This is a genomic window from Streptomyces sp. NPDC098101 (assembly GCF_044760185.1).
GTDB lineage: Bacteria > Actinomycetota > Actinomycetes > Streptomycetales > Streptomycetaceae > Streptomyces.
This window is the reverse complement of record NZ_JBIWAS010000001.1, coordinates 1,193,904-1,213,748: the sequence shown is the minus strand read 5'-3', so window position 1 is coordinate 1,213,748 and position 19,845 is coordinate 1,193,904. Positions and strand designations below refer to the sequence as shown.

Genomic DNA, 19,845 nt, shown 5'->3' with positions numbered 1-19,845 from the left:
GTCCGGGTCTCCCGCCTCCGGAGACCCGGACCGCGGTCGCAAGCGAGAACCGGGCGCCGCGACACCCGGCTCAAAGGCGATGGATCGGGCGTCCGGCCGGGAGAACGCATCGAGCCACGAAGCGTGCCGGCCGAGGCAGTCGTCCTGAAGGGCACACCCGTCGGCCTGGAGACCGGGCGGTTGGCCCACGATGTCGCCTCCGCCCTCGGCCGAAGCCACCTCCTGTGGAGAAGGCGAGAGTGGGGTCCGTCGGGCCGAGGCCCTCGTGCGGCCCCCTGACGACGGGTTCGCCGCGGAACCCGTCGGGCTCTGCGGCGAACCTCCGTACCGTCTAGAGAGTGCCGTCGGAGCGGGGGGCGGCCGCGACGGGGTCCGGCTCCGGCTCCGTCTTCTTCTTCGACCGGGCCTTCGTCCACATGTCCCGCAGGCTCTCCAACATCGACGCGAGGAAGATGACCGCGCCGCCGAAGATCTGCGACAGGCTCAGCGACTCGCGGTTGACCAGCCCGAAGAGGCTGGCGAACACCAGGTCGAGGTTGAAGATGACCGAGGTGCGCGCGCTGCCGACGCGCCGCTGGTAGCGGGTCTGGAGGTAGATCGCGAGGGCGGTCGACATGACGCCCATGAAGACGATCGCGATCCACACCTTGGTCTCGGTGAGCGGCGCGAGGTCCCGCTGGAACGGGAAGTACAGCAGGGCGAGCGTGCCGAACAGGACCTGGAAGAAGCCCAGGGCCAGCCGGTCGACCTGCCCGGACTCTGGCTCGGAGGTCAGCTTGCCGATGATCGAGATGGTCATGGCGATGGCGAAGGCGGCGAGCCCGCCCCACAGGTAGCCGACAGAGATGTCGTCGAGGTCGGGTCCGAGCACGATGAACGCGCCGACGACACCGACGACCACCGAGGCGAGGTCCACCTTCGACGGCCAGCCCTGGCCGAGCGCGGCCGAGACGAAGGGGATGAAGACGATGCACATCGTCACGCAGAACGCCGTACTGGCCGAGGAGAGGTAGTGCAGCGCATAGCTTTGGCTGACGATGTTGAGCGCGCTGAACAGGCCGAGCACGAGCCCGCCGAGGACCGCCTTGCGACTGGCCCGCAGTGCGACCGGCAGGGCGAACGGCAGCAGTGCGACCGTCGCGACCAGGGAGCGGGCGAAGGCGTACAGGCCGGGGTCGACGACGGCCACGGCGTTGTGCGTCAGCGGGAAGCCGATGCCCCAGATCAGCGGGATCGCGAAGATCGCGAGGAGGGCGACCCGGTCGTGCCGCTTCTCCGCCCTGGGGTCGGCGAGGAGGGCGGGGTCATCGGTAGTCGACGTAGCCATAGAACTTCCCGGGCTCGTAGTTCCACTCCACGGTCCGCCGCGTGTCACCGAGCAGCATCTCGGCGCGGCGCAGGTCACGCGAGACCAGCAGCCGCTGCAGCCAGCGGTCGGTCCCGTCGTAGCGTGCCGTGAAGGCGGTCCTGCCGTGGACGGTCTTGAGGTTGTCGAGCAGCAGGGTCTCGCCCGGCCCGAGGTCGACGGCGTACATGTTCTCGTGCAGGATCACGCGCAGCCGGTCCAGGGCCGCCTGGGCGCGGGGGTTCGTGCCGGCGATGTACTCGTCGTCGTACGCGATCATGGGTGAGGCCGGGTCGCCGAAGAGCACCCGGATCGCGGGGCCGTTGCCGCGCTCGGCGTCGCTGTTGCCGAAGTTGTAGTCGACGCTCGTACGGAACTGGAACGAGGAGAGCGTGTCGACGTCCTCCGCGCTGAGCAGCGGCAGGATCTCGTCCGCGCCGATCACGAGCGTCTTGGCGACCCCGGCCGGATCGCGGCGCAACCCGCTGAGCATCAGGTAGTCGGGCTGGACCGGGTGGTAGATGTTCTCGTTGTGGAGGTCGAGGATGACCGCCGAGCTGTCCGAGGAGATGTTGGTCTCGTTGTGCTTGGCCGGACGCACGTTGTGGATGATCGCGCCGTTGCGCTCCTGGCTGTAGCTGAAGGGCTCGCCGAGCAGTTTGCCGAGCATGATCAGCGTGAACTCGCTGTAGTAGGTGCCCTTTCCGTTCTCGATGTCCTCCGTGGACTCCGTGGTGGGCATGAGGTCGGGGTCGATCGCGCCGTTGCGTATCAGCAGCCGCCCGCCGGGCCCGCCCTTGCGCTTGAATGCGAGCAGGGCGCGGACGTCGTCGTGGTCGAGGGAGGCGAGCGCCTCCTCGGCGTGCGCGGCGGTGCGCTCGAACTCCCGGTAGGGGTTGGCGCGTACGGCATGACGCCGGATCGTCTCCGACCAGGAGGAGATGTCGACGGTCGGCATGGGGACATGGGTGGTGGTACGGGTCACAGCGCTGCCCTCGCAGTCTCGCCGCCGTCGACGATGTAGTGCTGACCGGTCATGAAGCGTGCCTCGTCGGAGGCCAGGTAGACGAGGAAGCCGCCGATCTCCGAGGGGTCGGCGTGGCGCCCGAGCGGGATGTTGGCGTTGACCTCGTCGAGCATCTCGTCGGTGTACTCGGCCCGCTGCATGGGCGTGAGCACGGCCCCGGGGGCGAGCGCGAGGACCCGGATCCTGGGCGCGAGTTCGACGGCCATCGTGCGCGAGAGCGCGAGGATGCCGGCCTTGGAGGCGTTGTAGTCCGCGTAGTGCGGGAACGCGGCGAGGCCGTTGATCGAGGACATGTTGACGATCACACCCTCGTCCATGCGGCGGACGGCCTCGCTCGCCACGTAGAAGACCCCGTTGAGGTTGGTGTCGACCACGGCGCGCCACTGGGCGGGCGTGATGGAGCGGAAACTGTCGTGCCGGACGCTGATCCCGGCGTTGTTGATCACTACGTCGAGCTGCGGAAACGTCTTCTCCAGCTCCTGGAAGGCCTCCGCCACGGCGACGTCGTCGGAGACGTCCACGGTGATCGCCGCGGCAATCTCCGGAATGGCCGCCACCGTTTCGTCGATGGCGCGCTTGTCACGGTCGAAGATCGCCACGCGCGCGCCCTCCGCGACGAAACGGCGGACGGTGGCCTGGCCGATTCCGCTCGCGCCGCCGGTGACCAGCACCCTTTTCCCTCTGATGCCCTGCATGGAAGAAATCCCCTGAGTCTCGGAAGTGGCGTCGGAACGGATCACAGCTGCTCGAAGACGTTCCGGTCCGGAATGGCGAAATCGACGGGCCACTTTCCGGAGTCGACGCGCCTCTTGATGTACGGGAAGTCGCGGTAGAGCTGGCCGAGGAGGTGGTGCCCCACGGTGATCCGCTCGTCGCTCGCCCCGAACTTCGGCAGGACACGCAGTTCGGTCTCGAAGTCGAGATTCATGAAGAAGGGGAAGCTGTAGCGCTCCTCGCCGGTCGTGACCACCCGGTGCAGAAGGGACTTCACCTTTCCGCCGGTGAGGAACTGGAGCATGTCGCCGCCGAGGACGAGCAGGGTGTTCTTGAAGACGGGCATGTTCCGCCAGGTCTTCGTGGGACGGTCGTACGCCAGCAGACCGGGCGAGGTCTGGTGGATGAGGGTGAAGAGCTCGTAGTCCGTGTGCGCGCCCATGGACGTGTCGCCGCTGTTCACGAGCACGTCGTTGGGAACGTAGTGGATCAGGCGCAGCTGCGAGGCGGGGCGGGTGATCCAGCGGTCGAAGTACTCCTCGCCCTCGCCGACGCCCTGGGCGATGAGCCGCAGGATGTGGCGGGAGATGGTGAAGTTGGCGGCGTAGTAGGCCTCCGCGGTGGCGGCCATGCCGTCGATGCCGGCGGGATAGCTGTTCGGCCCGATGAGTTCGAACCCGAGGCTGCGGTCCGGCGGCAGGGGCTCGGTCTCGTAGCCGATGTCGAAGGCCTCGTAGGCCCGGATGGATTCGTCGCCGTATGAGCCCTGTTCAGTGACGGGGACGTAGCCGCGGTGGTGATCGGAATCACCGATGTAGTACTCCATCTTCGACTCCACCGAGGAGTCGAAGAAGCTTTTCGAGACGTCCTGCAACGCCTTGAAGAGCTGCGGAGAGATGACCTTGTCGAGGTCGGAGAGATAGAAGTATCCGGTTTCAGCCAGGGTTTCCAGGACGTGTGTGGGTGTCACGTCCCCGGAAATTATTTCTTCGTAGCTGATGACCGGGATGGAGTGAATCGCCATGTGAGGGCTCCCCCGAGCTTCATGCTTTCGGACAGGTCTTGCCGACCGAGAGTGTGGTGGAGCACGGAGAGGAACTCAATCTTCCATTTACGGTCGTACACGGCGTAATGATTGAGCATCGAACAACGAGGCTTCACTTTGTTCGAATATCCCCCACTGTCGGCAACGGGAAATCAGACAGCGTGGCCTCATCCGGCCCTCCCGGGAGTGACCGTCATCACATGGCCAAGTCTGTTTGGTTACCGTCCGGTTACGCCCTCGCACGCCCTTCGTCCAAGGCCCGGCCGGCATCGAGCCTCACTATCGAGTCACGAGTCACCGGACTCGAACGGCCGAGGTCGCTTTTCCTTGTACGTGCGGGAACCCTGAGAAGCACCTGTACGGTCCCTGGGTGCGTCCTTCGAGGCATTTACCTGACATCAGGCGAGCCGACTCCAACGGGCCGGGCACCCGTCTCTTCGCGCCGGACGGCATACGGGTCACGGTGGCACCGCACCACTGCACAAGGCTCGACTCGGCGTAGGACAGGCCGGAGGAGCGGTGACTTCTCCGTCTCCTGGATGGGGATCGCGCCGACGGCGCTCGTTCCGTGGTCCCGGCCCGGGGTGCCGGAGCCGCGTTACGTGGGCGACCAGGTCACCGGCCGCGCCTGGGGAGAGAAGGGGAAGACTCCCGTGGTACTGCGGAGTGGAAACCGGTTCTCGGTGAACGCGATGTCGGCGATCAGCACCAAGGGTCGGATGCACTTCACGGTCTTCGTCGAGGGCTCCACCGCCGAGGTGATGCGCCGCTTCCTGGAACGGCTCGCCGCCCACCCCTGCGACATCGAGCCGCGCTTCCCGTCGACGTACTCGCCCGAGTTGAACCCCGACGAGCCGGTCAACCCTGCTGACGTCGCTCTGGGCACCGCTGTCGTCTTCCGCCCCGCCGCATGAGCAGCGGCGGGTTCCTCATCCGCCGACCGGCGGCGCCCGAGCGTGTGATGAGCGTTGAGCTGCTGGTGCCCGACGAGTCGTGGAAGTTGTTCCAGCCGGTGGTGCCAGAGGCGCCGGCCCGGCCTCAGAGGGGTGGCCGACGTCGGCACGGGGTCCGGGAGGTGCCGGCCGCAATCGTGTTCGCGGCCATGTCGGGTTGTCCCCGACAGCAGCTGCCTTCTACGTAGTTCGGCCTGTCCGGAGCGACGGGTCGGCATCGATCCGAGCGAACCCTGACGCACAAGCCCAAAGACGAGGCTCGACATGCCTCCTTTCACACCCAGCAGACCCTCGGTCCCAAGCACCGGACAGGAGGCGGGCCGAAGGTCCGGGCGCGGCGGCCGTCAGCGGGAACGCGGCCTGTCCGATGGCACCGTAGCCGCGGCCCGGCACCACGACCCCGTGGTGCGGGATCAGTTCGGAGCGGTCGTCACGATGTCAGGCGCGATGTCCAGCACCAGGAGCGCCGCCGCCACATGGGTCGGGTTGTCCTCCACCTTGACGGCCGAGAGCTCGTTGGCGCGTGAGACCCGGCGTTCGACGGTGTTGCGGTGCGCGTAGAGGTCGGCGGCCGCCCGGGTGGTACTGAAGCCGCACTGCACATAGGTGAGCAGCGCCTGCCGCAGCGTCGTGTCGGCTTCGGCCAACGGCCCGAGGGTGTTGATGACGAACCGGCGGGCGCCGGACCGGTCCTTCGTGAGCGCGTCGATCAGCTCGACGTCGGCGTAGGCGGTGAACCGCCGGTCGGAACCCAGCCGGATCACCAGCGCCTGCGCCGCGAGGGCGTCCTGGTGGCTGGAGCGGAATCCGTCGAGGCCGCGTCCCGGCCTGCCCACCGCCGCGCGGACCTCGTCGGCCGCCGCGAGGTCCTTCTCCACGGGGTGAAGGTCCGGGACGACTTCCCCGGAGAGCCAGATCCACCGCGACGTGGCGCTGGCGCGCGCCACCAGGGCGCTCCGGCCGCCGGCGGAGGAGCGCACGGCGGCGATCGCCTCGTCCAGGGCGTCGGCCTCCCCGGGATCGTCGACCCAGAGGACGAGACCCACGTGCCACCGCGCCATCCGGTAGCGCAGGCGTCCTTCGGCGAGGTCCTCCGCCATCGGTGCCCCACTGGCGATCAGCTGGATCAGTGCGACCCCCTCGGCATCCGTGTTCGCCATCGCCGCGGCGAGTCCGGCTTGCCGCAGGGCCGCGACGGAGTCGAGGGCGTACTGCACCAGCGACTGCGCCGTCACGTCCAGGACCCCCACGAGAAGATCGGGGTCCGCGCAGTCCGCCACGCATTCCTCGAGCCATCGCCGCCAGCCGATCCCCAGGGCCACGCGCCAGGCACCGGCGAAGTCGGGCGCGATGCCCCGGGAGACGAGATCGTTGATGTACGCCGTGGTCCTGGGACTGACGTAGGGCTCTACCCTCCGCCCCGGTTGCTGAACGTTTGCGGTCAACCATTGGACCAGCTCAGAGCGGTTGAGCGCGCGGTCCTCCTCGATCAGCGAGGCGTCCGCCAGGAGGGCGGGATCGTTCTGGGCGACGAGAGAGGGCCTTGCGAAGGCATCGGCCAAGGCGTCCGTTTCCGTCAGCAGGCGCTGGCACAGTGACCTGATCGCATCGGCGACCTCGCGGGAGGGCGGGGGCCACAGCTCTTCCATGTTCTCAGTGTCCCTCTGCTCTCGGGGAGCCGAGGCTCCCGACATGCCGTGTCCCGGACCGATGAAGGGCCCGTCGGCGGCCTGGCCGACGGCGAAGGCGCGGACCCTCGGCCGCTGTTTACCACTACTAAACGGCGGCAGGTTTACCACGCCCTCACCGGCGCCACAAGGGGCTCGGCGCCGTCGCCCCCTCCCTCTCCGCAGGGGCGCGCCGACCGCCCCCGCTGGGCATGTCTTAGCCTCGTGTCACGGAGAGGACTCGTCCGGGTCGGCCCGTCACCTGACGGGCACACGACCTCGGCCTCGGGACGGGCGGTGAGCACACCATGTCCATCGGTGACGGCGGGACAGCAGAGGGAGCGGAAAGGGGCGCCGCCCTCGAAGCGCCCACAGGCGCGCGGCTGCGGAAGATCAGGGTCGACCGCGGGTTGTCGTTGACGGAGGTCGCGCACGGGGCGGAGGTCACCAAGGGCTTTCTGAGCCAGTTGGAGCGTGGGCTCACCAGCGTGTCCGTCCCGACGTTGCTGCGCGTCTGCGAAGTGCTGCGGATCGGGGTGGGGGAGCTGTTCGCGTACCCCGACGAGCAGGTCGTGGACGGGGGAAGCCGGATCGACATGGGCGGTGAGGGCGTGGCCGAGTACCTGCTCACGCCCGCCGGCACCACGGCGTTCCAGGTCTTCCGTTCCGTGATCGAGCCGGGCGGGGGCACCGGAGGCCCCTATCGGCTCGACACCGCCACGATCTTCGCGATGGGGCTGAGCGGCTCGACCCGTCTGATCGTCGGGGGCGAGACCCGGATGCTGTCGGCGGGGGCGTCCACCTCGTTCTCCGGGCAGACGCTTCACCGGTTCGACAACCCGGGTACGACGGTGAGCGAGGTCCTCTGGGTCCTGTCGCCTCCCTTGCCGCGCGCCGCGCGAGGACCCGCCCAGGGCCTACCCGACGAGGGTCCGCCGGACAGGCCCTAGATCCTGGCGTCGAACGCCGGCCCCCATCAGCAGTGGTGCGGGGGCGACGGCTGCTCCGCGAGGTTCGGCGGTCTTGTCCTAGCGGGTGGCGCTCTCACACCGCGCCGTCACGTAGCAGGCGTCGCCCGACTCCTCAGGAACCCCCGCGCCTGCCACGACGGAGCGCCCGCCGGGCCAGCGTCCTGCTGCCGTTGAAGAAGTCGTTGAACCGGTCCAGCCCCCAGATGGCCCGGAGGACGAACGGCTGCATCAGCAGCGACATGGACGACGAGTACTTGGTGGTGTTCGACCAGATGCCGGCGAGGTCCTCCGGCATCTCGCCGTCGACCATGTAGTCGGCGAGCTGATGGGTCACGTACGGCACCTGGCAGAGCCCGTGACCGTTGCAGGCCATCGCGTAGAAGACGTTGTCCCCCACCTGCCCGGCGACCGACAGCCAGTCCGGGCTGATGCCGATCCAGCCGCCCCAGGCCCGTTCGACGGCCACGTCGGACAGCGTCGGGAACCGCTTGGCCAGGTCCTTCCCCATGTCCCGCACGACTACGGGGTCCGGGACGCGGTCCGGGAGCGGGAAGGTCTGGCCGCGTTGTGCCTGGCGGACTCCGCAGACGATGGTGTTGCGCTCGGTGAGCCGGTAGTGGGTCATCAGCTGGTGCTGGGTGATGATGCCGGACCGGCTGGTCCAGTCCAGCGCGGCGATCCGCTCCGGCGCGATGGGCTCCGACTCGATCTCGATGACGTACAGCGGCGTCGCGAGGTTCTTGGGCGTGATGTCCCACTCGCCGCCGTAGACGCTGGTCGCGAGCAGCACCTTGTCGGCCCGCACGGTGCCGTGCGGTGTCGTGATCTCGACGGTGCCGCCGGTCCGCCGGACATCGCTCACCCGCGACTGCTCGAAGACCCTGGCCGAGGAGGCGAGCAGCGCGCGACGCACACCACGGGCGAGCTTGCCCGGGTTCAGCATCCCGCCGATGGATTCCCGCATCCCGCCCACGAACCCGGCGGGAAGGCCGAGCTCCTCCCGGCTGCCGACGGTCCCGCCCCCGCCGAAGGCGCGCAGGATCGCCGCCTGAGTACGCACCCTGAGCATCATGAGGGGCGAGACCGCACCCCACACCAGGCCGTTCGCCACGTAGTCGCAGTCGATGTCGTGCGTCTTGATGAGGTCTTCCACATAGCGGCCCGCGTGCTCGGCCAGTTTGGCCATGACCGGCATCTTCCTCGGGGACTGGATACTGAGCATCCGCAGGTCACCGCCCGGCGCCCCGGCGATCTGACCACCGTTGCGCGAGGCCGAGCCGTAGCCGCAGAACTCGGCCTCCAGCAGGACCACGTCCTGGTCGCGCTCCGCGAGGCGCAGCGCCGCCGCCATGCCACCCATGCCGCCGCCGATGACGGCGATGTCACAGGTGAGATCGCCGTCCAGCGCGGGCCGCACGTCGTCCGGCGGGTCGATCCAGCCGGTGAAGTTGGTGTACTTCGTGCTGTCGGTCCTCATGTTGTCCCGACCTCCTTCCAGGTGGGGCGTCCGCCCCACTTCGTGCTCCACGTCGAGGCGTGCCGGCAGCGCGCCCGAGCCCCCTTCCCGTCCGGCGGATCAACCGTGACGGGCGGCTCTTCGGCGAGACGCGCGAAGACGGCGAACAGGAGGTTCTCCTTCTTCCGCGTCTCCGTCTTCTGCGTTTCCGTCCTCTGCGTCTCCGTCTTCTGCGTCTCCGTCTCAGTCCTGAGAAGTCGTGGCCCCGAGCGAGGCCCGGCCTGCTCTCCGCTCTCCCTTGGCCGCGACCGAACGGGCAGGCAGGTCCCCCATCGACAGGAGACCGGGACGCGCCTCGACGACCGCGGTGGAGGCGTTGACCGCCGCCGCGACGGTGCTGAGGAAGGAATCGAAGCCCACGGAGGAACGGAGGTCGACCACCTGCTCCTCTCCGACGATCCGGTAGTCGTCGCCCGCGGCCACCTCATCGGCCGGTTCGAAGAACCCGAACGTGATCTCCAGATCGATCACCGCTTCGCCCTTGAGCACGCCCCGGGCGGCATGGGTGACAGCCGCGATCTGCCCCGGTTCGATGCGCAGGTGGTCCCCGGTGCGCGGCGAGGTCGTCACGACGGCGGGTTCGACCTCTCCCACGTCCACCGAGTCGAGCTCCCATCCGAGCCCCGCCGCGAGCGCCCCGATGGCCTGCTCGAAGCCGTGGTGCCCGACGACCTCGCCCCGGCTGCGAGCCGTCGCGAACTCGCGCGCGGTCAGACCGAGGCCGAACTTCGACAGGATCGCGCCGTAGCGTGACATGTTCGTCCGCCGGCGGATCCGTACGCTCTCCACACGCTGGGTCAGCGCGGTCAGGAGGAGGGGAAGGGTGTCCATCAGGATGCCCGGGTTCGCCCCGCTGCCCAGGACGGTCACGCCGTGCGCCTTCGCCGTGTCGTCGAGCCGCCGGGCCAGATCGGGGTGGCTCCGCCATGGATGGGCCAGCTCTTCGCAGATGCTCAGGACGTTGTACGAACGCTCCAGCAGCGGCAGCAGGACGTCGGCCGCCCTGCGCAGATCAGAGACGGTCGCCACGATCGCGAGGTCGGCGGCGGGCAGCTCGGCCGGGTCGCTCACGACGACGACACCGTTCGCGACGCCACCGAGGAGCACTCCGAGGTCTTGACCGACCGCGCGGGGGTCCCGGTCCGCCGCTCCCACGATCTCCACGTCCGCGCGCCGCAGCAAGGAAGAAGCGAGGGCCCGGCCGGTGGCGCCGAGCCCCACCACGACAGTTCGATTCTTCAAGGTCACTCCTCTGGGCGCCCCGGTCGGCCCGCCCACGACACGGCGCTCGGCGAAACCGGACTTCGCAGGTGGCGGCTGCCTCGTATCCCACTGTCACAGGCCACGGTCGCGGTGAGAACGACACCGGGCACCGGCTTCCCCCGGGGACGGTGCACGGTGCACAGACCGGTCGCGCCCCTGCGCTCATGAGCCGACCGGCGAGTCGCTCAGAGCCGCTCGTAGACGGCCGGTCGGCGCGCTCGCAGGACGAGGGCCTGCACCGCGCCGGCCACGGCCGAGAGGGCGACGAGCCCGCCGATCACCCAGGCGCCCGTGACGGTGCCGACGAGGAGCGGGAAGTTGGTGACCATCATGCAGACCACACAGGCCAGGCCGAGGAAGGCGACGCCCGGGGCCACGACCGTCCGCCACACCGGCTGCCGCCCGTCGGCGCGCCGGAAGAAGCCGATGACGGCAAGGCTGGTGGCCGCCATCAGCAGGACGACGCCGAGGGTGGCGGCGCCGGAGAACCAGGCGTAGAGGTCCCCGATCGGGTCGAGGCCGAGCGCGGCGACGACGAGCGTGGTGACGAACGCGACCGCCGAGGCGACGGCCGAGGACGCCGAGGGCGCGCGGTGCCGGGGATGGACGACGCCCAGCGACGCCGGAAGCGCGCCGGCCCGGGACAGCGCGAACTGGTAGCGCGTCACGACGTTGTGGAAGGCCAGTACGCAGGCGAACTGGCTCGTGATCAGCAGGAGTTGCATGGTGTCGGCCCAGACGGGCCCGACGTAGCTCCGCGTCAGCGCGAGGACCAGGCCCTCGGGGTCGGCCTGCGCGGCTCCGACCACGGCGTCGACGCCGGCACCCACCACGATCGCCCAGACGGTGAACGCGTAGAAGACTCCGATCACCAGGATCGCGGCGTACGTCGCCCGCGGGACCGTGGCGTCGGGGTCCTTCGCCTCGTTGCGGAACACGGCCGTCGCCTCGAAGCCGATGAACCCGAAGAGGGCGAACATGACGCCGAGGCCCGGGGAGCCGGTGCCCACGATCGAGGGCGACACCGGCTCGGCCGTCAGGCCGTGGGCGCCGCCGTGGCCCATGATGCCGAGGTCCATGACCAGGAGCAGCAGGGACTCCAGTACCAGCACGGCACCGAGCACCTTGGCGCTCAGCTCGATGTCACGATGGCCGAGGAAGGCGATGACGCCCAGCGAGACGAGCGCCCACGCCCACCAGGAGGAGCCGACGTCGGCGTACCGCTCGATGGCGTTGCTCGTCGCGACGCCGACGTAGGCGTTCACCCCGACGAGGAGCAGGGTGTAGGAGAAGAGCGCGAGGGTCGCGGCCGAGAGACCGGGGATCCGGCCCAGCCCCGCCTGGACGTAGGCGTAGAAGGCGCCCGCGTTGCGTATCCGTCCGGCCATCAGCGTGAAGCCGACCGCGAAGACCAGCAGCAGCACGGTGGACAGCGCGAAGTACAGCGGCATCCCCGGGCTGCCGCTCACGGCGAAGGCGAGCGGTACCCCGCCGGCCACAAGGCCGAGCGGCGCCGCCGCCGCGACGACCATGAACACGATCTGCGACACGCCGAGCCCACGGTGGAGCGGGTTGCCCGGTCCCGCTTCACCGCCGGGTGCTTCGGCGTGCCCTGTCTTGGAGAGGTCGGTCATCGCGACCACCTTTCGGCTCACGGACCGGCACCGGCCCGTCATGGGTGGATGAAGGAGTGCGTGAAGCGGTGCGCCTGCGCGAAGGAACGGGTGCGGCTCCCTCGCAGCGGCCGAGCCGGAGCGACTGAGCCGGAGCGGGAAGAGGCGGAATCTCCGGCCCGAGAAGACGTAGCCCCGTACGGGTGCCGGGTCGCCGGCCGCTTCCGCTCGACCGCGATCGCGGGAGTGACGGCGACGAACCTTCTGCGGCTCGATACACCCGTGGGTCCCGACGCGCAGCGAAGCCGTGACGACGGCGGGTTCGACCTCCGCGCACGACCACGACGAGGTGTTTAGTACCACTAAACACCGAGGGCAAACATCTATCGCGCCGGTCCTTACCGCGCAATGACTGCGGCACGCCCGAACGCCGGACACCGTATGGGCGCAGCTGACCGGCCCGCCTGTGCATCGTGCACCGAGCCCCGGCGAAGGAGGTGCCCGCTGTCGTTCTCGGAGGCGGTCGCCGCTCGCGACAGTGAGGTGACCGCCACAGGAACAGCGAGGAAACGCCATGACAGCTGAGGTGTTGGACGCCGTCGAGGAATTCGACGTGGTGATCGTCGGAGCAGGGATCTCCGGGATCGGCGCGGCCACCTATTTCAGCCGGGAGCTGCCCGACAAGTCGCTCGCCGTGCTGGAAGCGCGCGACGACATCGGAGGCACTTGGGACCTGTTCCGCTATCCCGGCATCCGCTCGGACTCCGACCTCCACACGTTCGGATACGCGTTCAAGCCCTGGCGCCACGAAGCCGCGATCGCCGACGCCCCCCTCATCAAGGGGTACCTCCACGAGACCGTCGAGGAGAACGGCCTGGAGCGCGTCCTCAGGCTCGGCCACCGGGTCGTCCGCGCGGAGTGGTCCACGGCGGACTCGCTGTGGACCCTCACCGTCCGGACCTCGGACCCCGCCACGGGAGCGACCCGGACCAAGACGATCCACGCGGGATGGGTCTTCGCCGCCACCGGCTACTACCGGTACGACGAGGGGTTCTCCCCGGAGTTCCCGGGACGGGACGACTTCGAGGGCCGGATCGTCCATCCGCAGCACTGGCCCGAGGGACTCGACTACAGCGACAAGAAGGTCGTCGTCATCGGCAGCGGCGCGACCGCGATCACGCTGGTGCCGGCCATGACCACCGGGGCGGGCGCCGCCCGGCACGTGACGATGCTGCAGCGCACCCCCACCTACGTCATGGCGCTCCCCCGCGTCGACAAGGTCGCCCTGGCGCTCACGAAGCTGCTCGGGGAGGAGCGCGGGTACGCCGTGACGCGGTTCAAGAACATCTGGACCGAACACGCCGTCGTGAAGGGCCTGCGGACCTTCCCCAGGGCAGGACGGGCCTTCATCCGGCGCGAGAACGCCAAGCGCCTTCCCAAGGGGTTCGACGTCGACAAGCACTTCAACCCGCCGTACGACCCGTGGGACCAGCGGCTGTGCGTGGCACCGGACGGCGACTTCTTCGACGCGATCAAGGAGGGGAGGGCCTCCGTCGTCACCGACGCCGTGGCGCGGTTCAGCAAGCGCGGAATCGTCCTGGCGTCGGGTGAGGAACTGGAGGCCGACGTCGTCGTCACCGCGACGGGGCTGAACCTCCGGCTCTTCGACGGTATGCCCCTCGTGGTCGACGGGCGCCAGGTCGACATCGCGGACGCGCTCTGTTACCGCGGCATGTTGCTGAGCGGGATGCCGAACTGGGCGATGGCGATCGGCTACACCACCTCGTCCTGGACGCTCAAGGTGAGCCTGATGTGTCGTTACTTCATCGACTTGGTCCGGCACATGGACGCCCGCGGATACGACACGGTGGTTCCGGTCGCCCCGTCGGGAACGAACCGCAGGCCCGTCATGGACCTTCAGGCCGGGTACGCCAAGCGCGGCGAGAAGCTTCTGCCCAAGCAGGGACCCGAGAAGCCCTGGCGGATGGCGATGTCCTACCCCGAGGACGCCAGGGCGCTGCGCGGCCCGGTGGCCGACGAGAACCTCGAGTTCGGCTCCCGCCGGGCGGCCGCACCCGCGCCCGGCGGGAAGCGGGGCACCCGTGTCTGAGACGGGCGCCGACCAGTACGCGACCCTGCCGTCCGGGATGACGATCTGCTTCCGGGACCACGGCGACGAGGACGACCCCGCGATGCTGCTCGTCGCGGGACTGGGCGAGGACCTCACCTTCTGGCCCGACTCGTTCGTCGGCTCCCTCGTCGCCCACGGTTTCCGGGTCGTCGCGATCGACAACCGTGACGTCGGCCAGTCGACGTTCGTCGCCGCGCCCCCTCCCGGGCTGTGGCGTCAGATCGCCGCGTGCCCGCGCGGTGACGCGTACGCGCTGGCCGACATGGCCCAGGACGCCGTCGGCGTACTCGACCGTCTCGGGATCGCGCGGGCTCACCTGGTCGGGCGGTCGATGGGCGGGATGATCGCGCAGACGATCGCGGCCACCGCGCCCGAGCGCGTGCTGTCGCTGACCTCGCTCTACTCGACCACCGGGGCGAAGAAGGTGGGCCGGCCGACGCTGTCGACGATCCGGCTCCTCGCCGCCCCGCCCGCGCGGAACAGAACCGCGGCGGTCCGTGCTCACCTGCGACTCACCCGGCACGTCGCGGGAACGGACCACCCCATCGACGACGCGGCCGAGGCCGCCGTCGCGGCGCGCGGATGGGATCGCAGCGCCGGTGAACCGGCCGCCGGCACGGCACGCCAGATCCAGGCGATCCAGCGCTCCGGGGACCGGACGGCCGAGCTGGGCAGGATCACGGCCCCGACCCTGGTCATCAACGGCGACCGGGACCCGCTGGTCGACCCGAGCGGCGGCGCCGCGACCGTCCGGGCGATCCGCTCGGCGCAGCACGTGGTCGTCCCCGGCATGGGCCACCACATCCCCGAGGCCCTCGTCGCCCCCATCACGACCCACATCTCGCAGCACGCGAACCGTGTGGGCGAAGGAGGAAACCATGTCCGGATCTCGTAAGTCCGGTTCAGGGGACACCACGGTCGACGTCGTGGTCGTCGGCGCCGGTTTCGCCGGTCTGAGCGCGGCGGAGCGGCTGGTGAGCACGGGGCGGTCCGTCGTGGTCGTGGAAGGCCGCGACCGGGTCGGAGGGCGTTCGCTGTCCGGCGAGGTGGCGGGCGTGAAGGTCGACCTCGGAGCGACGTGGGTGGCACGGCGCCACACCGCCGTCCGGGACCTCGCGAGCCGGATGGGGTGTACGACGACCGGCCAGTTCGCCCGGGGCCGCAACGTGCTGTGGATGACGGGCCGGCGCCGCACCTACAGCGGCACCATTCCCAAGGTCTCCCCCTTGGCCCTGGTGGACATGGCCCGCATCCAGACGGCGGTGAACCAGCTGGTCGCGACCATCGACGTCAACGCCGCCTGGGAGACGCCGGGGGCCGACCGGCTCGACGCCGTCTCGTTCGGCGAGTGGCTCGACCGGAAGAACGCGCTGCCCAGCACCCGTGCGCTGATGACCGTCGTCAGCAAGGTGCAGTGGGGGTGCACCCCGGGCGACGTCTCCTTGCTGCACGCGCTGCGCTACATCCGCTCGGCGGGCGGACTCGACCACATGCTGGACGTCGAGGGCGGTCAGCAGCAGGACCGGATCGTCGAGACCACCCAGGAGATCGCCAAGCGGGTGGCGGAGCGGCTCGGCGACCGCGTGCGCCTGGAGACACCGGTGCGCCGCATCACGCAGGACGACGACGGCGTCACCGTCAGCACCGGCTCCAGTTCCAGTTCCGGCTCCGGCTCCGGCTCCGGCTCCGGCTCCGGCGAGATCCACGCCCGGTACGCGATCGTCACGGCCTCGCCGGCGCACCGCGCCGCCATCGAGTTCGCCCCCGCCCTGCCCGAGCGGGGCGAGGGGCTCACGCGAACCTGGCGCATGGGCGTGCTGAGCAAGGCCTTCGTGGCCTACGAGAAGCCGTTCTGGCGGACCGAGGGGTTCTCCGGTGAGGCGGTGACCGACACCGGAACCGTGTTCATCACCTTCGACGTGTCCCCCGCCCCCGGCGGACCGGGCGTCCTGATGGCCTTCTGCGATCCGCGCGTCTTCGACGGCTTCGGCCCCGAGACCCGGCGCGACCGGGTCGTCCAGCAGCTCGCCGACCTCTACGGTCCGCAGGCCCGCGCCCCGATCGACTACGTGGACCACTGCTGGGGAGCGGAGCCCTTCGCCCCGGGCGGCCCCAACCCCGCCGTCGCCCCCTACGCGACCACGAGCTTCGGCAAGGCGCTCTCCGAGCCCCACGGGCGCGTCCACTGGGCGGGCAGCGAGACCGCCGGGGAATGGGCCGGAACCATGAACGGCGCGGTTCTGACGGGCCAGCGCACCGCGGAGAGCGTCCTCGCCCTGCTGTCCCGCGACGTCCGAGAGGGGGCGTCCCGATGAGGGAGATCCTGTTCCTTCTGGCCGACCTGTGGATGATCTTCGCCGGTTACTTCTACGGCTGGAAGTTCATCCGCCGCTACGGCAACTACCTCCTGGGCCTCGAATGGACGGTCGTCGCCACGTCGGGCACCAACTTCCTGCTCTGGTCCCTGCTCGGCGCCAAGAGCGACAGCGTCCTGTACGACCTGGCGTACTTCCTCGACGCCTTCTCCAGGTCGGTCGGCATCACGCTCATCCTGGTCATGGGCCTGATGAAGGTCACCCACCGTTACAAGCCGAGCCGTGGCGTCGACGTCGCCGTGTTCGGAGTCGCGACCGTGACCGGTCTCCTCCTCCGGCAGTTCCACGGCGCGGATCTCCACGCGGGCGGCATCGCGTTCTGGGTCGCCGTGTTCTACGTGGTCGCCAACCTCCTCACGGCGGTCTTCCTCGGGTACTTCGCCAAGCGGCTCTGGAACGCGGGCGCGAGGTGGCCGGCGGTCTGGACGGCACTGGTCACGGCCGCCGGGACCACCATCGCGATCACGTACGACTTCTTCCCCCTGCCGTTCGACGACGCGAACCGCACGATCTTCTACACCGCCGCACTGGCGACGTGGGGCACCCAGGGATTCGTCTACTTCCGTGCCTACCGCGCCCTGCACGACCACGAGGCGGCCTTGGACGCGAACCCGTCCCGCACCACCGGAACCCTCGCATGAACCCCGAGAACGAAGAAGGAGTCAGCATGGCGAAGAGGCACGTGTACGCGGTGGTGGACCCCACCGACGGCAAGCTGGTCAAGGAGTACCCGACCGCGACGGACGAGGTCGTCGCGGGAGCGGTCGACGCGGCGGCGGAAGCCTACGCGCAGTGGTCGAGGCGGACTTCCGTGGAACAGCGCGCCCAACTGCTGAACACCGTCGCCGCCCTCCACGACGAGCGCAGCGCGCAGCTCGCCGGGATCATCCACCGGGAGATGGGCAAGCCGGTGGCCGAGGCCGTCGTGGAGGTGGAGTTCAGCGCCTCGATCTACCGGTACTACGCCGAGAACGCGGAGAAGTTCCTCGCCGACGAACCGATCGAACTCCTCGAAGGGGAGGGCACCGCCTTCGTCCGTCGCCAGCCGGTCGGCGTGTTGCTGGGGATCATGCCCTGGAACTACCCGTACTACCAGGTGGCCCGGTTCGCCGCGCCCAACCTCGCGCTGGGCAACACCATCGTGCTCAAGCACGCGTCGCAGTGCCCGGAGTCGTCCGAGGCGCTCCAGCGGCTGTTCACGGACGCGGGCCTCCCCCGGGGCTGCTACGTCAACGTCCACGCCACCGGAGAGCAGATCGGCCGCGCCATCGCCGACCCCCGCGTGCGGGGCGTCTCCTTCACCGGTTCGGAGCGGGCCGGCGCGGAGGTCGCCGAGAAGGCCGGGCGCAGCCTCAAGAAGGTGGTGCTCGAGCTGGGCGGCTCGGATCCCTTCGTCGTGCTGTCGACCGACGACCTCGACGCCACGGTCCGGGCGGCGGTCGAGACGCGGTTCGAGAACACCGGGCAGGCGTGCAACGCCGGGAAGCGCTTCATCGTCGCCGAGGACCTCTACGACGCCTTCCTCGACAGGTTCACCGAGAAGGTGCTCGCCCTGACCGACGGGCTGACGCCGCTCTCCTCGGTCGCCGCCGCCGAGTACGTCGAGGAACAGGTCGGGCGAGCCGTCGCCGACGGGGCGACCTTCGTCTCCGCGCGACAGCGCGAAGGAGCGTACTTCCCGCCCGGCGTCCTGACGGGCGTCTCGCCGACGTCGGCGTCGGCCGCCGAGGAGCTCTTCGGCCCCGTGGCGACCGTCTACCGCGTCGGATCCGAGGACGAGGCCGTCGAGCTGGCGAACGCGACCCCGTACGGGCTGGGCTCCTACGTGTTCACGACGGACGCCGAGCAGGCGCTGCGCGTCGCCGACAGGATCGAGGCCGGCATGGTCTTCGTCAACGGCGTCGGCCTCGAAGGCGCGGAACTTCCCTTCGGCGGGGTCAAGTTGTCCGGTTTCGGCCGCGAGCTAGGGCGGGCGGGAATCGACGAGTTCGCCAACAAGAAGCTCATCCGCACCGCTCGGACGTGATCGCCCGGAACACGGAAGGAAGACTTTCATGACCATCGAATTCGACGCCGCCGTCTTCAGGACGCCGAACGAACCGCTGACCATCGAGCGGGTGACGATCCCCTCGACGCCTCCGCCCGGCGAGGTGCTCGTGCGGCTCAAGGCGAGCGGGGTGTGCCACAGCGACCTCCACGTCCTCCTGGGCGAATGGGAGGTTCCTACGCCGATGATCCTCGGCCATGAGGGAGCCGGGATCGTCGAGAGCGTCGGCGAGGGCGTCACGACGCTGGAGAAGGGCGACCACGTCGTGCTGTCCTGGACGCCTTCCTGTCGCCGCTGCTCCTACTGCGTCAGCGGCAGGCCCGTCCTGTGCGACATGGTCAGCCAGCACTCGGCGAACCACCTGTCGTTCGACGGCCGGTCCCGGATCACGTCCGCCGACGGGGACGACGTCCTCAGCTTCGCGGGCCTCGGAACGTTCGGCCAGTACGCCCTCGTGCCCGAATCGGGCGCGATCGCCATCCGGGACGACGCCCCGTTCCCGCAGGCGGCTCTGGTCGGATGCGCCGTCACGACCGGTGTGGGCGCGGCCGTCAACACCGCCAAGGTCCGTCCGAGCGACACCGTGCTGGTCCTCGGCTGCGGCGGCGTCGGCCTGAACGCGATCCAGGGGGCCCGACTCGCCGGCGCGCGGAGGATCATCGCCGCGGACGTCTCCGACGAGAAGCTCGAACAGGCCCGTGTCTTTGGGGCGACCGACCTGATCAACAACGCCCGCGAGGACTTCGCCGACGGGGTGCGCCGGCTCACCGACGGACGCGGCGTGGAGATCGCCATCGAGGCCATCGGCCTGCCCCGCACCATCGAGTCGGCCTACGAGGTCCTGGCCCGGGGCGGTACGGCGGTGGTCGCCGGGCAGGTGGCGGACGGCCTGAAGGTCTCCATCGATCCCTTCGTCATGTCCGACCAGGAACTGTCGCTCATCGGCTCGAACTACGGCTCCAGCAAGCCGGCTTCCGACTTCCCGCTGCTGATCGACCACTACATGAACAACCGCATCGACCTGGACTCCCTCGTGACGAGCGAGATCGGTCTCCAGGACGTCAACGAGGCGTTCGACCGGATGAAGCGCGGCATCGGCATCCGCTCGGTGATCACGTACTGAAAGGCGGGGGCGATCCCATGGCCCTGGAATCATCACGCTCGGCCTTCGAGCGAGC

The 19,845-nt window shown here is 69.5% G+C and carries 16 protein-coding genes and 1 pseudogene; 9 read left to right on the top strand and 8 right to left on the bottom strand.

The annotated features are described in order from the left end of the window. Positions 1 to 331: 331 nt before the first annotated feature. Genes ACIQVI_RS04880 through ACIQVI_RS04865 form a run of 4 tightly spaced genes read right to left on the bottom strand, consistent with a single transcriptional unit; the run spans position 332 to position 4,110 of the window. Complete coding sequence (locus tag ACIQVI_RS04880; RefSeq protein ID WP_403591105.1) at positions 332 to 1,327, bottom strand: DMT family transporter; 996 nt, start codon at positions 1,325 to 1,327, stop codon at positions 332 to 334. Beyond that, entirely contained in the window at positions 1,305 to 2,303 is a 999-nt protein-coding gene (locus ACIQVI_RS04875) for a TauD/TfdA family dioxygenase (RefSeq protein WP_403591102.1), read from the bottom strand. Before ACIQVI_RS04875 ends, ACIQVI_RS04880 begins: the two co-directional genes overlap by 23 nt. 23 nt (positions 2,304 to 2,326) lie before the next feature. Beyond that, positions 2,327 to 3,067: an SDR family oxidoreductase gene (locus tag ACIQVI_RS04870; RefSeq protein ID WP_351971036.1), complete on the bottom strand. Its 741-nt coding sequence runs from the start codon at positions 3,065 to 3,067 to the stop codon at positions 2,327 to 2,329. Positions 3,068 to 3,108: 41 nt separating this feature from the next. Continuing rightward, on the bottom strand, positions 3,109 to 4,110 hold the full coding sequence (locus tag ACIQVI_RS04865; RefSeq protein ID WP_403591099.1) for an isopenicillin N synthase family dioxygenase: 1,002 nt from the start codon (positions 4,108 to 4,110) through the stop codon (positions 3,109 to 3,111). 629 nt (positions 4,111 to 4,739) lie between these two features. Here ACIQVI_RS04865 and ACIQVI_RS04860 point away from each other — a divergent pair. Together ACIQVI_RS04860 and ACIQVI_RS04855 are read left to right on the top strand one after the other, a co-directional pair. Next, positions 4,740 to 4,994, top strand: a pseudogene (locus ACIQVI_RS04860) (transposase); the annotation flags it as partial. Between the two features lie 47 nt (positions 4,995 to 5,041). Next, the gene (locus ACIQVI_RS04855) at positions 5,042 to 5,272 is read left to right on the top strand and encodes a transposase (RefSeq protein ID WP_403591096.1); all 231 of its coding nucleotides are present in this window, start codon (positions 5,042 to 5,044) and stop codon (positions 5,270 to 5,272) included. A 225-nt stretch (positions 5,273 to 5,497) separates the two neighbouring features. On the opposite strand, the gene ACIQVI_RS04850 is transcribed toward ACIQVI_RS04855, so the two are convergent. Then, positions 5,498 to 6,733, bottom strand: a complete 1,236-nt coding sequence (locus tag ACIQVI_RS04850) for a PucR family transcriptional regulator (RefSeq protein WP_403591093.1) — start codon at positions 6,731 to 6,733, stop codon at positions 5,498 to 5,500. A 326-nt stretch (positions 6,734 to 7,059) separates the two neighbouring features. Here ACIQVI_RS04850 and ACIQVI_RS04845 point away from each other — a divergent pair, with 326 nt between their 5' ends. Further along, positions 7,060 to 7,701, top strand: coding sequence for a helix-turn-helix domain-containing protein (locus tag ACIQVI_RS04845; RefSeq protein WP_403591090.1), 642 nt, complete (start codon positions 7,060 to 7,062; stop codon positions 7,699 to 7,701). Between the two features lie 133 nt (positions 7,702 to 7,834). Here the strand turns inward: ACIQVI_RS04845 and ACIQVI_RS04840 are convergent, their stop codons facing one another. From ACIQVI_RS04840 to ACIQVI_RS04830, 3 genes are all read right to left on the bottom strand, one after another. Next, positions 7,835 to 9,199, bottom strand: a complete 1,365-nt coding sequence (locus ACIQVI_RS04840) for an NAD(P)/FAD-dependent oxidoreductase (protein ID WP_403591087.1) — start codon at positions 9,197 to 9,199, stop codon at positions 7,835 to 7,837. A gap of 222 nt (positions 9,200 to 9,421) precedes the next feature. Beyond that, positions 9,422 to 10,486: a dihydrodipicolinate reductase gene (locus ACIQVI_RS04835; protein WP_403591085.1), complete on the bottom strand. Its 1,065-nt coding sequence runs from the start codon at positions 10,484 to 10,486 to the stop codon at positions 9,422 to 9,424. Positions 10,487 to 10,686: 200 nt separating this feature from the next. Next, complete coding sequence (locus ACIQVI_RS04830; RefSeq protein ID WP_403591082.1) at positions 10,687 to 12,135, bottom strand: APC family permease; 1,449 nt, start codon at positions 12,133 to 12,135, stop codon at positions 10,687 to 10,689. 553 nt (positions 12,136 to 12,688) lie between these two features. Here ACIQVI_RS04830 and ACIQVI_RS04825 point away from each other — a divergent pair. The 6 genes from ACIQVI_RS04825 to ACIQVI_RS04800 are packed head-to-tail and all read left to right on the top strand — an operon-like array spanning position 12,689 to position 19,790. After that, the gene (locus ACIQVI_RS04825) at positions 12,689 to 14,224 is read left to right on the top strand and encodes a flavin-containing monooxygenase (protein ID WP_403591079.1); all 1,536 of its coding nucleotides are present in this window, start codon (positions 12,689 to 12,691) and stop codon (positions 14,222 to 14,224) included. Then, complete coding sequence (locus ACIQVI_RS04820) at positions 14,217 to 15,140, top strand: alpha/beta fold hydrolase (protein WP_403591076.1); 924 nt, start codon at positions 14,217 to 14,219, stop codon at positions 15,138 to 15,140. The genes ACIQVI_RS04825 and ACIQVI_RS04820 overlap by 8 nt, the downstream gene beginning before the upstream one ends. Further along, complete coding sequence (locus ACIQVI_RS04815; RefSeq protein ID WP_403591073.1) at positions 15,124 to 16,560, top strand: flavin monoamine oxidase family protein; 1,437 nt, start codon at positions 15,124 to 15,126, stop codon at positions 16,558 to 16,560. Before ACIQVI_RS04820 ends, ACIQVI_RS04815 begins: the two co-directional genes overlap by 17 nt. Next, positions 16,557 to 17,261, top strand: a complete 705-nt coding sequence (locus ACIQVI_RS04810; protein WP_403591070.1) for a transporter — start codon at positions 16,557 to 16,559, stop codon at positions 17,259 to 17,261. Before ACIQVI_RS04815 ends, ACIQVI_RS04810 begins: the two co-directional genes overlap by 4 nt. Positions 17,262 to 17,287: 26 nt before the next feature. After that, on the top strand, positions 17,288 to 18,646 hold the full coding sequence (locus tag ACIQVI_RS04805; protein WP_403591067.1) for an NAD-dependent succinate-semialdehyde dehydrogenase: 1,359 nt from the start codon (positions 17,288 to 17,290) through the stop codon (positions 18,644 to 18,646). A gap of 28 nt (positions 18,647 to 18,674) precedes the next feature. Continuing rightward, complete coding sequence (locus ACIQVI_RS04800) at positions 18,675 to 19,790, top strand: Zn-dependent alcohol dehydrogenase (RefSeq protein ID WP_403591064.1); 1,116 nt, start codon at positions 18,675 to 18,677, stop codon at positions 19,788 to 19,790. Positions 19,791 to 19,845: the final 55 nt, after the last annotated feature.

Excerpts from the sequence above, each read along its gene's own strand:
- ACIQVI_RS04880 (WP_403591105.1), bottom strand. The coding sequence starts at position 1,327 with ATGGCTACGTCGACTACCGATGACCCCGCCCTCCTCGCCGACCCCAGG.
- ACIQVI_RS04875 (WP_403591102.1), bottom strand. The coding sequence starts at position 2,303 with ATGCCGACCGTCGACATCTCCTCCTGGTCGGAGACGATCCGGCGTCAT.
- ACIQVI_RS04870 (WP_351971036.1), bottom strand. The coding sequence starts at position 3,067 with ATGCAGGGCATCAGAGGGAAAAGGGTGCTGGTCACCGGCGGCGCGAGC.
- ACIQVI_RS04865 (WP_403591099.1), bottom strand. The coding sequence starts at position 4,110 with ATGGCGATTCACTCCATCCCGGTCATCAGCTACGAAGAAATAATTTCC.
- ACIQVI_RS04855 (WP_403591096.1), top strand. The coding sequence starts at position 5,042 with ATGAGCAGCGGCGGGTTCCTCATCCGCCGACCGGCGGCGCCCGAGCGT.
- ACIQVI_RS04850 (WP_403591093.1), bottom strand. The coding sequence starts at position 6,733 with ATGGAAGAGCTGTGGCCCCCGCCCTCCCGCGAGGTCGCCGATGCGATC.
- ACIQVI_RS04845 (WP_403591090.1), top strand. The coding sequence starts at position 7,060 with ATGTCCATCGGTGACGGCGGGACAGCAGAGGGAGCGGAAAGGGGCGCC.
- ACIQVI_RS04840 (WP_403591087.1), bottom strand. The coding sequence starts at position 9,199 with ATGAGGACCGACAGCACGAAGTACACCAACTTCACCGGCTGGATCGAC.
- ACIQVI_RS04830 (WP_403591082.1), bottom strand. The coding sequence starts at position 12,135 with ATGACCGACCTCTCCAAGACAGGGCACGCCGAAGCACCCGGCGGTGAA.
- ACIQVI_RS04825 (WP_403591079.1), top strand. The coding sequence starts at position 12,689 with ATGACAGCTGAGGTGTTGGACGCCGTCGAGGAATTCGACGTGGTGATC.
- ACIQVI_RS04815 (WP_403591073.1), top strand. The coding sequence starts at position 15,124 with ATGTCCGGATCTCGTAAGTCCGGTTCAGGGGACACCACGGTCGACGTC.
- ACIQVI_RS04810 (WP_403591070.1), top strand. The coding sequence starts at position 16,557 with ATGAGGGAGATCCTGTTCCTTCTGGCCGACCTGTGGATGATCTTCGCC.
- ACIQVI_RS04805 (WP_403591067.1), top strand. The coding sequence starts at position 17,288 with ATGGCGAAGAGGCACGTGTACGCGGTGGTGGACCCCACCGACGGCAAG.
- ACIQVI_RS04800 (WP_403591064.1), top strand. The coding sequence starts at position 18,675 with ATGACCATCGAATTCGACGCCGCCGTCTTCAGGACGCCGAACGAACCG.